This window comes from Streptococcus oralis, assembly GCF_026782085.1.
Lineage (GTDB): Bacteria > Bacillota > Bacilli > Lactobacillales > Streptococcaceae > Streptococcus > Streptococcus oralis_DA.
The window spans coordinates 81,999-95,555 of the sequence record NZ_JAKUVW010000001.1 but is presented as its reverse complement, the minus strand read 5'-3'; the positions used below and the strand labels follow the sequence as shown (position 1 = coordinate 95,555).

Here is a 13,557-nt window from a genome sequence, read left to right as displayed (position 1 = left end):
TCAAAAGACCGGGTTGAATCTTGAATATCAAAAAATAGTTTTACTTATTCTTACTAATTTTGAGTTTGATGACTTCTTTCCGAGAATGTAAATAAATCTGATCGAGATCTGGAGCCACATCTCTGTTATACATTCCTTTATCTAAGAAGGTTTGATCCATTAGGCGCATACCAAAGATGACCCATTGGACATTTGTTTTGAGGTATCTAGGAATTGGGTCGATGCTTGTCCCAATATAAGTATAATCAGTACCAATAATAAACCTCATCCCTACTCGATACCCATTCTCAAACATAAATTGAAGCTGTTGATCATTTAAATCGCTTTCGGATACTAGTGCTCTCATATTAGGTATAAAAATGATCCACTCAGATGATATGCCTTTTTCAAGACGGCGTTCTATTTCATAGATTAGCTGATTTCCTATGTCCGATAGTTCCTTTTTACTTCCAACATAGGTTTTCACCTGGTCACTATATGCTTCATATTCTTGGAAAGCATCAATCAACATCATATGGACGTTAGGCATTCTAAGAATAGTTTTTAATAAATGATGTGTTATATTATCAAAAGCATCTTCTGCATTTGATACATAAGCCATGTGTTTAAATTTGCTAAGAGAGATATTGACACTTCCAACCATTTCTAGTTCCAAACCGATAGGAATCTGATTATTCTCAATAGCCTCTTGTACATCAGGCAAATTCAAAAATTCTTCCATCGTCAACTCCTCTGGTACCATTGGGATGGCACTTGGGCGCTGTCCGGTCCAGGCTTCTTGGAGGGAAGCGACTTCCTGACGTAGGTTATTGAGGACTTGGGTGTCATTGGCTCCATAAACTGGGAGTGCCAGCTGGATGACATCCACCTCTTCACGCTTCATAAGGGCACGTCCCTTGATATCTTCCATGGTCATAGCAAGTGGTGTAGAGCCCACGATTGCCCGCACTTCACCTGCCTCATTTTGTGGCAGGCTCAACTGGTGCTTGAAGTTCGAGTAGAGCTGAGCACGAAGGTTGGTTTGACGACCGGCTGTCATCAAGAGGTGAACCCCGATACTGAGACCTTCACGAGAGATACGCACCAAGAGCTTGAAGAGTTCCGCCTCATAGGCTTCTTCCTTGAAGGCTTCATAGCTATCTAAGAGGATGACGATAGCCGGCTCTTCCTGACCACTGGCCTGACGGTAGAGGTCTAAGGTCCCAACACCATAGTCCGCAAGGAGTTTCTTACGACGGTTGAGTTCGCGCTCCATGATTCGTACAAACTTAGAGATTTTCTCCGTTTGGTCCAAAAGCATGGTATCCGCCACCTGTGGAAGCTTGGACAATGGAGCCAAACCATTAGTACCAAAGTCCATCAAGTACATGGTAAGGGCCTTGGGACTGAATTTGCGAGCCAAGTCCATACCAGCAGTCTGAAGGAAGGTGGTCTTTCCTGTACCCGGACTTCCGTAGAGGAGGATATGACCATCCTTGGAGAGATTGATAGAGACAGCTTCCTGCTTCTGGGCCTGCGGGATATCCGCCATCCCCAAGAGGACAGAGAGTGGTTTCTCCTGTGCCCAGGCTACTGTCGGTTGCACTTCTTCCAGTTCGTCTAGCGTGATTCGCTCTTTGAGTGGCGGCAACCATGGCTGTGGTACTGGAGGAATCTCTTGTTCTTCACACAAGAGCTGGATATGGTGCACTATCGCATCCAACTCTGTCGGAACTTCCTTGATTTCATCCACATCTTCTAAGCCTGATAGGTCTTCATTCAAAATCTCATATTGGCCCAATTCATTGATTAGGTAGATGGTATGATCTTCGATCCCCATATCGTCCTTGTCCGGCTGGTAATCCGCCCCTGACCAAGCTGACTGGAAGAGTTCATATACTTCGTTATTCCCAACCTGTAGATAGGCACGTCCTGTCTGGGTAATCTCGGCCGCGTCCGGTGTATGAAGCATTTCATTGGAGTCCGAACGGTCTGCCACCTTAAGGGCGATCTTGAAGCGTGAGTTAGACCAGATCTGGTCATCCACCACACCAGATGGTTTCTGAGTAGCTAGAATCAAGTGAACCCCGAGGGAACGTCCGACACGCGCGATGGATACCAGCTCCTTGATAAAGTCTGGCTGGTTGACCTTGAGCTCTGCGAACTCATCTGAGATAAGGAAGAGGTGAGGGAGCGGTTCTGTCGCTTCTCCGTTTTTAAATTTCTTCTGGTATTGATTGATATGGTTGACTTCGAACTCTCCAAAGAGTCGTTCACGACGATGGATCTCCGCATTGATCGAAGCCAGGGCCCGCATGGATTGGGCACCATCCAAGTTGGTAATCGTCCCCAAGAGATGGGGCAGATTTTTAAAGAGATTGGCCATCCCACCACCCTTATAGTCAATCAGCAAGAAAGCCACATCATGAGGGTGGAAGTTAACAGCGAGGGATAGGATATAGGATTGGATGGTTTCTGACTTCCCTGAACCAGTCGTCCCTGCGATCAATCCATGAGGTCCATGGGCTTTTTCATGCAGATTGAGCTGAACCAGGTCATCCTGACCACGCAGACCAATTGGCACAGCCAAACTCTTGTAAGGTGCGTTCTTTTTCCAACGGCTCGATACCTGCAAATCCTCAAAGGTCTCCGCCCCATACATTTCCATAAAAGTCACAGAATCTGGGATCGAACTCTTAAGGTTTTGGAGGTGATTGAGCGGTGCCAAGGTACGGGCGATCCGCTCCTTGTCATAATCTGCTGGGAAATGATCCAAACGGAAGTCCGTCTCTTTCAAGACTCCTTCTTCCATGACCAGTTGACCTGTATTACGGTCCTTGATATTGATCACTGTCTGGATGTTCTCAGACAAGGAACTCATGACATCCTCTACAAAGATGAGAGAACAGCCTAATTCCGTTGGATCTTCGGTAAAGAACTCCATGATGATATGATCCAAAATCAGCTTCTCATCGGTCACCAAAACTACGTAATGAGGATGGAAGAGGGTGCTCTCCTTGTGGGATGCTTCTTCCTTTTGACTACGACGTAGTTTCAAGATTTGGTTCAAACTATTCAGAACTTGGTCCCGTGTTCGTTGATTGTAGACAAAACCGCGGACATTGAGTTCTTGCAGTTTGGCATGAGGAAGCCAACGCATCCAAGACCATTGCTCTTTTTCCTCTTCAGGCAGGATCGTAATAAACTGCACATCATGATAAGAATGGAAAGTCGCTAGCTGCATCACCAAAAGTTGCAGTTGTTCTAGAACGAGATTTCTAGGTCCAATATAACCCACCGGTCCATGGCTGAGGTTTGCCGGGATTGGCATATCTGGGATCTTTTTGTGACGACTATAGAGAGCGTAACCCTCTTCTTCTAGAGCATCCTTCTTACCACTACGCTCCTGTTGACCGTATTTCAAGTCATAGCTAGTCGGCATTTTCCCAAGTCCCAAACGATAGTATAAAAAGTCAAAATGCAAGGGAGTCTTTTCATAAATCCGGTGATTGTAACTCTCAACCAAGTCCGTCAACTCTAAAATCGTTGGAAAATGATAGTGCATCCCTTCTTTTTGTTCTCGTTCCAGACGAGTCAACTCTTTGACCTTATCTTTCAGGTAAAGACGATAGAGATCGACCCGTTCCTTCTTATCAGCCTTGTACTTTTTACGATTTTTGATAAAACCACGGATAGAAAAAATCATTGTGGTTATGGACATCCCTACTGTCGCAAGGATATAGATCCCTCGAGGTTGAATTAAGGTGATCAAGACGGTTACTCCGACCATCATCAGAGGAGGAACGATCAGCTTTAACAGTTCATCGCTCGGTTTAACCGGTTCCTGGCCTGGGGGATTAATCAAGATTTTATCCTCGCTACCACGATAGATGATCCGTGGAGAACGATGATAATCTGGATAATCTTCATAAAAACCGTATCGAGATGGTTCTCTCAGAGTCAGTTGTGGCCCAACTTGGGAAGGACCCTGAACCCATACTTCATCAGGATAGAACTTGATCGTCACCGCCCCTAGACTCATCTCATCTCCAAAACCAATCAATTGCTGGTCCATTTGTTCCAGATGATTGTTTCGATAAAATGCGCCTTTTAGTCGAGTTAGCTTCCATTGATTTTGGGATTTTTGGAGTAAGAGTTCAACATCTCCATCTAGTGTGATCAATGCACCTTTTTGAGAGCCAATCTGAAACTCTGATAAATCCAAAAGGTCATAAACCCTTGGCTCCCCTTCTCGGAGATAAAAGACGACCTCACCCAAACGCAGACCATCTTTCAAGAGTCCTGCTTCATCGTCGTACTGATAAAAGACCTCGTCACCATCGACCTTGAGCTGAATCGGTCTTTCCTGTTGAGAAAGGTAGACTTGGGCCTTTTCAGTCGCCCCGACCAAGACCGTCTTATCTGCACTCAGTTCTACTTCATAACGCAGACCTTGGCTGTAGAAAATGATTTGTTTTTTCATAATTTCTCTCCTTGGTCTACTTTAATTGCTAGAGGAGCTACTTGGAACAGGTTTCTTCTCAGATGACGGTTTGGTTTCAGAAGCCTTGTCTTGAGGGTTAGGAGTTGTAGAAGCATTGGAGCTTGATTCACTCGTTAGTAGCTCACTTCGACTATCCCAGTATTTCTTATACTCGCTTTCCAAAGTATTCAACTTACTTTCACGGTCTTTCCCTGACAAGTTGCCATCTTCTCGAACCTGCTTGATTTCCTGAGTCAAAGCATAGAGAATCAAGTCACTGTCGTTAATCCGTTTGGCAATATCAAGAGCCTCTTCAAAGCGATTGCGCCCAACCTGGATCCAGTAAGTCAAATAAAGTTCATCTGACTTGAGTGTTACGTTGTTCAAGATGACTTTCTTTTGTTCAGAAGAAAATTCCAACCCCTGAATATAAGAGTAAGCCAACTCATACTTTTGCGTATTCGGCAAGCTAGCTGGATCAATTCTCTCTAATTCTGTAATAACACCACTATAATCAACTTTAATAAAGGCAGTATCTGCCTGCAACATCTTTTCTTTGAAAGGATTTTGCACAAAAATCAGATAGATCAGTGGAACGATCAACAAGACAACGCTGGCTGTTAACCAAATCGTTGCCAGTTTAAAGACACGATGGCGTCTACTTGGAACCAAGACCAAATCTGCCCGTTCTTTCGCAGCCTTCTCCGTGTAGTACTTCTCCAAAACAGCTACTGCAGCCTCTATATCATCTGCCTGACATAGGTCATTTAAGAAGTCGGGCAAGGTCTCTAATTCCAAGGAACCATTATAAAGATCCATGAAATCCAAATCGCTAAATAGTGTTACTGTAAAACATTTAGCCTGGCGTAAAAAATCTTCTGAGGATATGGATTGAGGAACCATCAGACCAGGAATTCCACGATAAGCAATCTTAGCCTGAGCATCCTTGGTAATAAAGAGATTTACTGGGTGCAAAAGGAAAGTCACAGGTAACTCCAAGGCGCCCTCTAGACGAAAAACGTTTAGGGCCAAACGGATTCTTTCCGAAATGGTACGTTCCTTTATTTCCTCATAAGTCAGTCCATGAGCTTCGACTTGATAGGAGAAGGTGACACTATCCTCATCAGACACCATCGATTGCTCCAAAAAGAATGGATGATGCAAATCCAATAGTAAGAGTTCCCGTAAATCTTGACTCGCAACATCTGAACGTTTGAGTTTTAATTCCCAGTTTGTTTCATTTTTTTCATAGACAAACGACTGTCCACCAAATTCAAATTTTTCTTCAGCCACCTATATCTCCTCAATTTCTACTAAATCTCCTGTCGTCATAGGATAATCAGACAGATGTTTCCCTTCATCAATCAACAAACCTTTATTGACAATTCTTAATTGATATTTTTTTCGCTTGATACCTGGATTAAAAATCGTATCCACTTCTCGCACCAGCCGGCGCACTTCAATTCGCCGCGGAATGCGAATATCCACATCTCTTTCTCTCAAACGTAGGGTAATATTGATATGTTGCTCCACCTTTTACACGCCTCCTATGTCTGGTTTATCCTTTTCTAAGTTATTTAGACAGACTAGTTGTAAAATTAGTCCATCCCTTCTACCATCACACGATAACTCATTACTGCCGTTGCTCCAAAAAGCAAGAAAATCAACACCACATAGAATATCTCTGGAAGAAAGTCATTCAGACCACCTTTTTCTACATGGCCTATATTTGTTTGGAACTTGATTGTTTTTTGAGCATTGGGCTGAAACAACTGTTCTTCAGAAGATTTTTTCACTGGTCTCTGTATAGCAGAAAACAGTTGGCCCCTTTCTGTGATCAACTGTTCCTCTTGATGCTGTTGCATGTCCTGCAACCTCTTTTGAGTCGCTTCATTAAAAAGCTCCTTGATTTGTTCAGACTGTAGACCAAATTTCAATCCCTCTTTCTTTTCAAGTCGGGAATCATCAATCTGCAGACTGTTATCCTTCAAATCATCTGCAGCAGCCCCAGAGACTGCTGCACATGTTACTAAGGTAAGAAGGAAAAGAATGATTTTCTTCATATTTCTAATTTCTATTCTTTCTCAGCTTGACTTGCTTGAAACCACAAACTACTTTCTCTGATAAAAATATTTATAACAAGTAAAACAGCTATGACAACAATCGTTGCAACAAAAGCGATAATTGCTGCTGGATGTCCATCAAAATATCCTGAGAGCAAACCTTCTAATATCGATAACGCATTGAGGTTTTTGATAAAGGCTGGGAAGCCAGTTAGACTTGCTGTTGTCCCAATAGCATTTGATAGGTAGACAAAGCTAATCATCATAAAGAAGGCGAGACCCATACCAATCACTCGGAAATGTTTAAGCAATAGATATTGTCCTTGAATCAGTACAAATGCGGCTAAAACAATTAATAGAACCCAAGATGGTTGATACTCACGACCAACCTGTAGCTGAACACTTGATACAACACCAACTACCAATCCGACAACGAGACTTAAAGCAGACAGGATGGTTACCGTCATCAAGTCTGTATCATGTAACTTATCAAGTTTGAACTTATCTTTGACTTTGCGAATAACGTTTTGAGTTGCAAACAGATAGGCTGTAAAGAGGCTAACAATCTCCAATAGTAAAATCCATGTAAATGGACGGTAAACATTGACAGTCGCTTTCACTGAAGTAGCATTTTGTGTAACAGGGTTGGATAAGAAGTTCAACAATACTTCGTTTGGTACCCCATTTTGATAGGCATTATTCAGAACCTTCACAAAGGATTCTACAAAGTTTCCATTGTTAGTCAATTCTTCGTTAAACTGCGTCATCAAGGAGTCAGCATCTTGTGACAACTTTTCAGTACTTGTTTGAGCGTTTGACAATTCACGATTGAAATTACCTAAAGTTTCATTCACAGACTCTGCAGCTTTGACATTACTTTGAGAAGATTCCTTCACACCCGTAGTTTCTGACAAGAGAGCTGCATAATCTGAATTTAGAGTAGCCAATTGATTATTAGTCTCTTCAAAAGCAGAATTGCTCCCCCCTTGCTTCTCAACCAAATCATCTAGTTTCTTTTCCAACTTCTTGTACAACTCTAACTGTTCATTGATTTTTGTATTCAATTCTTGGTTGGTAGTCAAAACATCCTGCACATTTTTTTCTAGAACAGGCTTCAGTTTAGTCAGTGATGACAAGGCTTTATCTACTTTCTCTTTAGCACCCTCTGTATCTTTATCGCTAACAGGTGCAGTTAAGCTGTCTTCATACTTCTTCAGATTTGAACTAATAGCTTCAAACCAAATATCTGACAATGCTTTAGACACATCACTATTTTTTAACCCTCTGACGGTATCGTATGCTTGTTTTAGTGATTCTACCTTTTGGTAGGCAGAAGCTATTTTCTGAACTTTTTGTCCGTAAGAAACTGCTGCTTGCTGAACACGTAACACATCTACTGGAGCACTAGCTGCTTGGACATCATTCAAGGAAATATTAATTGATTTTAGCTCTGCTTTTGGAGCTGGGCTTGGAGTCCCGGTTGAACCTGTAGTTGTAGTTGAGGTTGTCTCTGCAACACTATAGGCTACTTTAAAAGTCCCACCCGTCTTCAAATCAATTTCTTGACCAAACTCAACTGGTGTACCATCATAAGTGACGGAGTGAACTGTCACTCCTGATTCAGCTTTCCATGATACCTTAGCCTTTGTTCCTGTTCGTCCAACAGCACTCGTACTCGTGATTGCCAGATTTTCCAAATTCTTCAAATCAGTCGAATTGATTTCGTCACTAGGCTCTTTGATTGTTTTTAATTCAGTATAGTTTACAGAAGGAATTGTGATCGGTGTCATACCAAAACCACTAAATTCTTTTCCACTAAAGTCTTCTTTGGGTAATTCTGAGATTGCAGAAGCCAGCTGCTCTTTTAGAGATTCCTCAACCTTCTCTAAATCCTTGTTTGCAGCTTTATCCAAAAATCGACCGAGAGTGATTTCGCTCTTCTCACTTGTTCCATAATAAGTGGCTAATTTCTCATCAATAAAGTTATGAATATCCTTTTTATGATTTTCAAACTTCGTTCTTTCATCTGTTAGATTGTTCTGTAAACTATCAATCTCTTTTTTGATGTTTTCTGCGACTGTTTTATAGGAAGGTACAACTTCAGATGACGTACCATCAGAGGATGCTGCTGTTCCATCTATATTAGAAGTCAGATTACCTTGAGATTCGATTAATTTCTTATAAGTTTTAATTTGTTCCTGAACGTCTTCCCGACTCTGAGAAATGAGCCCAGTGATAACATCCGCATGATTTTTCTTCTCAGTGACCCTATCCTGAAGCAGAGTGTCAAGCTTTTTACCATAGGCAATCTGTGAAACGTCATAACGACCAAAAATCTGAGAATAACTATCCAAACCTGTCTTTAAAGCACTGTTGGCGTCAACAGAAGAACTAGACATACTATAGAGAGTTGGGAAAAGATTTTTAGAGTTGATAGCTGTCCCATATAAGTTCGTACGATAGTTTCCGATATTGGTCGCTTGTATCTGTGAGCTAGCTTGAACATTCTTTTGTGCAGTGTAAAGATTGTTCAAAATACTAGCCATATACATATCGACTAACTGACCATTCAAATCAGCAACAATATCTTTCGCTAGTTTATTTGCATCATTTTCTACTTGCAAATTTCCTTGCGCATTCACCTTATAATTGATGGTTGTCTTATCAACATTGATGCTGTTAATATCGAGTATTTTTTCAGAAAAGTCACTAGGAATTGTTAAAACGAGTTGGTATTTCCCACTTTCTAACCCAGAATCAGCTGCTCCACGAGGGACAACAGACCAGTTTTGTGAATTATCACGCTCGATATTTTTTACATAACTAGCACCTAGATTGTATTCTTTTGTATCTACGTAGACAGGCTTATCTTCATTTACGATAGCTACATTTAATTTTGTCTGCTGATTAGCCTTTGCATTATTTTCATTGCTAATCGTTGTATTTTTTTGAACAGATAGATTCAAAAAAATAATCAATGCAAGCAATCCTAATGCCAGCAGACTACTTCCTATATATTTAAAAATTCTATTCTTCCTCATATTACTTTAAATTTTCTCCGTCATAAAAAATAGGAAGGCTCTCGCCCTCCTAAAGCCACTTATATAACAAATTAAATTTGTGATGCAAGATCTTGGTCGTTTTGTTCAACAATTTCAGCAACCTTGTTCAACTGTGCATTGATCTCATCAAGCAAAGTTGCAAACTCCTCAATTTTTGGAGACAATTCTGTGAATTGGCGATCAAAGCTCTCAAAAGCAGCACCTTTCCAGTTGTCTCGGATAGTATTTTGCTCTTGAGTCAATGTACGAAGTACTTGTCTTACTTCCTCAGAACCTTGAGTGTACTTTTGAGCAGAGGTGCGCAATTCTTCTGTTGTTAATTGAATTAAAGCCATGTGAAACTCCTTTATATTAATTTATGCCCTCATTATATCAATAATTTGCCTCAATTGCAAGTTTAAAATTCATTTTTTATTCTATTTATAAAAAAATAAGAGCTATTTCCATCTAAAAACTAGTAAGAAGGATTAAATTATCTACTTTTCTTGTATAATTACTTCTTTTTTTATTTATAATAACAAAGTATAACAAACTCATATCATCCTTCTTTTATAAGGTATATTTGTCAAACGTTCTTTTCTTCTAACTTTCTATGAAAGTTTTTATTCTCTTGATGACGAGCTTCCAACACATTCTCTATACGACTCTTGTAAAGTTGATGATAGTTATCCAAATTGTTCTCTATCTCAAAGATATATGGTTGAATTTCAGCAAAACTACTGTCTCTGCATGCATAGGAAAGCGCCTCTAGGAGATGATCCGTCTCCCTACTAAACTTGTGGAAATCATCATCCAAATCCATCTCTAAACGCTCTAAGTCTCGTAATTTACGATTATGCTCATCCTCTAGTTTCTGAAGTTCCTTTTTATCCATCACAAGTTTTCTCCTAGTTTTTGATTGGACTTTGTAAAGTAGGGGTTTGCATGGTCTGAGTCAAGTAAGTTTCAGCAGCATCAGCAGCCTTGCCCTCAAATCCACCCTTAATATTGTTTACATAAGTCTTCGAAGCGTACTCATGCATATCTGAGGCTGCTTCTTGTAACTTTTTAGCTAACTCCACTCCCTTAGCAAGGATTGACAGTTCTTTTGCAGTTACTAAGGCCCTGACTGCTTGGCGTTCTTGTTCCTTCATTCTTTCCTTGAAGCCTCTGTCGAGTTGCTCTCTTGTAATTAAAGTATCCTCATCCGTTAGGACTAACATTTTTTCCCCTCCATGTTTGTTTTACATCCGCCAATAGATTGTTAAAATCTTCAGCACTATTTGTATCTATGGTTTCAAAGGAACCACTAGCTTTAACCAGGCTTTCCCCTAGTTGCTCAATTTGTGTCAGGAAGGATGTTGCTGCAGTCTTCGTGTCACTTGCAACGCCTTCATCCCAAAAGCTTGTTGTGTCAAAACCAGAAAGTAGATTTGTAACTTCTGAACTTGACAAATATCCAACCATGTCAAACGCTGTCTGTCTTGTTTCTTTTATCATGTTTTGAATATCTTCCTTAGCATCTGAAAGTAAGGTTTTCACAGATTTAACTTTGTCTTCCATGTCAAAATTTGCCAACTGGGCTGCTGTCTGAAGCAACTGAGCTCGGACCAAAATTCTCTTTTCTCCTGTAAGATTACCATTTCTCAGTTGTTCCTGGTAACGAGGAATAGCTTCTCGATCCCACTTTATAGATTCCTGACGAGCTTCTTCGACAATTTTACTATATTCAGTTGTAAAATTCTCGTAAACAGCATAACCAATAGCTGCCTTTATTTTAAACTCACCCCTCATAATGGCATTTAAAACATTTGAGGCTACATTTTCATTGACTCCTAAAGCCCGGAGGGAATCCAACGTTGTTGCTATCAGTCGAGCTAGCTTTTCACCTGCCCTGAGCAATTCTGGGTGAAAATCCTCAGACGCAGTCAATAAATTTCCCTTTCCATCCGATTGGAAAACACCAAAGTCATGGGAGCTTTCCGGATCAGTAATTTGGGTATAATGAAGGGGAACGAGGACATTGACTTTACCGACGGGTTTCTTAAGAGGTTCATCGGAGTCCCCCGGTAATTTGGTGATGGTATGCTCACGATTGAGCATCCCCACGACATCAAATGGATTGACATAGTACTCGATTTTTTCGCTGATCTTTTTGATTTTCTCATCGCTGAGTCCCATTTTCTTTAAACTCTTTGTCGTGTCCGGCCCGTCAAAGAGGACCACTTTGCCGATTTTCTCCAGTTCTTGATCAGTAAGGCCAGCTACCCCTTGGGCAGAGACAATGGTCCCTAAGGAGTGACCTGTGATGTCCATCGTCGCATTTGGAGCCTTTTCGCGCATCTCAGCGATTTTGGCTTTCATTCCTACTGTTGCTAACTTGGCTTGCGGCGTATGGATATGGTTGAGAGCGAACTTAGCGTCGTTCTCAACCCAGTCGTTCCAATTTTCTTTACTGATGGCATCACTTCCGCGGATGGTCATATAGGTTTTCGTAGTATCATTAGTCAAGGTAGGCGTATCCGTTAAGTAGTAGGCACTGAAACCAGCTTCATCATCAGTTAAGAGTCCTTTTTGATACCGTTTGTGACGAATATCCTGCCTCATCCCATTCGCATCAGGAACTGGTATCGATGTAACTTTATAAGTATCTCGCAAATCAGGATCCGGCTGCAAGTAGACTCTACCATTATGGGGTAGATGTTTGCCTCCAGGGGTGATTTCTTTTACATTACCATCCTCATCCAACATATATCCATCATTTGAGAAATCAAATGTTTGTACGTTCGTTGAACTATTTTGAGGAGGAAAATTACTTGGGCGAAAAGTGTAGGCAGCTTGTGCTAAATCTGCATAAAAATTATCAAAGGTTTTTAAATTACTGTTACTCATAAATATCCCATAAATTTCCTTTCAAAATTCTTATTGGTTGCATTTGAATAATAACAAGTTTCTCAGGGATTTCATTTAAATTACGTTTTAGTGGAAAACCTAATGTAAATTTAGTATCCTTATTATTATTGATTCTACCGTTCACTGTCATCATATAACCTCCGCCTTGAGGAGTTCCATTTCCTACCTGACCAACTTCCATACTATCCCAATCAAATTGGACACTCTCAACTTTTGAATTCCAAGATTTAACGAAGTTCGCCATTTCCTCTTCATGCTCCTTCAGATAAGCCAACTGCTTAGCCCGTGGGCTCAGAGTTATTCCTCCAAATAGATTTGTTTCCTGTGCCATCCATGCGCCTCCTCCAAATACTACAAGGGCTATAACTAGCCAAACCAAAGTACGTTTTTTCATCTCTTTCCTCCTATATAGCGGAATCTAAGTATATTATACCATGAATGTAAAAAAAAATACTTTTAGCAAGTATTTGAAGTCAGTGGGGAATGAATGATGTTAAATTTGAATAAAAATTATCAAAGGTTTTTAAATTACTATTACTCAAACGGTTTCCCTCCAATGCCTAGGCCATTAACTAATGTCATCGAAGCTAAATCAACTTTTCCATCATCTACAATTATCATTACATGCCAACCAGAATTATCAATGTTATTAAACGTTCCATAAACATCAATAATATCTCCTCCTCCTTGAGGTGTACCATTTCCTACCTTATCCCATTGTGTCTGTCTCCAATCAATTTGAACAGATTCAATCTTTGAATTTTTAGACTTTACAAAATCTTCTATTTCTTTTTGATGCTCCTTTAAATAAGCCAACTGCTTGGCTCGCGGACTTAGAAATAGATTTGTTTCCTGTGCTAGCCATGCGCCTCCTCCAAATACTACAATGGACAAAACCAGTAAAATCAAGGCACGTTTTTTCATATTGATACTCCTTCAGATATATCATCTCCCTCTTACAATCCCAAACTCCTTAATTAAAAACAAATTACGGATCTATTGTTGCTTTAGAAATAGAAGATTGTCATTAAAACTAGTATAGCATAAAAGCCTCAAACAGCCTATTTCACCAATCACT

11 protein-coding genes are annotated in these 13,557 nt (G+C 40.5%); all 11 read right to left on the bottom strand.

Going from position 1 to position 13,557, the window contains the following annotated elements; translation table 11 throughout:
* Positions 1 to 40: 40 nt before the first annotated feature.
* A complete protein-coding gene (gene essC / locus MK395_RS00505; protein ID WP_268711059.1) occupies positions 41 to 4,462 on the bottom strand; it encodes a type VII secretion protein EssC in 4,422 nt (1,473 codons plus the stop codon).
* Positions 4,463 to 4,483: 21 nt separating this feature from the next.
* The gene (gene essB, locus MK395_RS00500) at positions 4,484 to 5,755 is read right to left on the bottom strand and encodes a type VII secretion protein EssB (protein WP_049519732.1); all 1,272 of its coding nucleotides are present in this window, start codon (positions 5,753 to 5,755) and stop codon (positions 4,484 to 4,486) included.
* Entirely contained in the window at positions 5,756 to 5,995 is a 240-nt protein-coding gene (locus MK395_RS00495; protein WP_000434883.1) for an EsaB/YukD family protein, read from the bottom strand.
* A 65-nt stretch (positions 5,996 to 6,060) separates the two neighbouring features.
* Positions 6,061 to 6,525, bottom strand: coding sequence for a type VII secretion protein EssA (gene essA / locus MK395_RS00490; protein WP_000720507.1), 465 nt, complete (start codon positions 6,523 to 6,525; stop codon positions 6,061 to 6,063).
* An 11-nt stretch (positions 6,526 to 6,536) separates the two neighbouring features.
* Positions 6,537 to 9,566 (bottom strand): type VII secretion protein EsaA, encoded by a 3,030-nt coding sequence (gene esaA, locus MK395_RS00485; protein ID WP_268711058.1) that lies wholly within the window; start codon positions 9,564 to 9,566, stop codon positions 6,537 to 6,539.
* 71 nt (positions 9,567 to 9,637) lie between these two features.
* Positions 9,638 to 9,922 (bottom strand): WXG100 family type VII secretion target, encoded by a 285-nt coding sequence (locus MK395_RS00480; protein ID WP_001173991.1) that lies wholly within the window; start codon positions 9,920 to 9,922, stop codon positions 9,638 to 9,640.
* Positions 9,923 to 10,152: 230 nt separating this feature from the next.
* Positions 10,153 to 10,461 carry a hypothetical protein gene (locus MK395_RS00475; protein WP_000358232.1) on the bottom strand — a complete coding sequence of 103 codons (309 nt, stop codon included), beginning with the start codon at positions 10,459 to 10,461 and terminating at the stop codon, positions 10,153 to 10,155.
* A 13-nt stretch (positions 10,462 to 10,474) separates the two neighbouring features.
* Positions 10,475 to 10,789 carry a hypothetical protein gene (locus MK395_RS00470; RefSeq protein ID WP_000960732.1) on the bottom strand — a complete coding sequence of 105 codons (315 nt, stop codon included), beginning with the start codon at positions 10,787 to 10,789 and terminating at the stop codon, positions 10,475 to 10,477.
* Complete coding sequence (locus MK395_RS00465; RefSeq protein ID WP_268711057.1) at positions 10,770 to 12,458, bottom strand: cutinase family protein; 1,689 nt, start codon at positions 12,456 to 12,458, stop codon at positions 10,770 to 10,772. Before MK395_RS00465 ends, MK395_RS00470 begins: the two co-directional genes overlap by 20 nt.
* On the bottom strand, positions 12,451 to 12,873 hold the full coding sequence (locus MK395_RS00460) for a hypothetical protein (RefSeq protein ID WP_268711056.1): 423 nt from the start codon (positions 12,871 to 12,873) through the stop codon (positions 12,451 to 12,453). Before MK395_RS00460 ends, MK395_RS00465 begins: the two co-directional genes overlap by 8 nt.
* A gap of 140 nt (positions 12,874 to 13,013) precedes the next feature.
* Complete coding sequence (locus tag MK395_RS00455; RefSeq protein ID WP_000745394.1) at positions 13,014 to 13,403, bottom strand: hypothetical protein; 390 nt, start codon at positions 13,401 to 13,403, stop codon at positions 13,014 to 13,016.
* Positions 13,404 to 13,557: the final 154 nt, after the last annotated feature.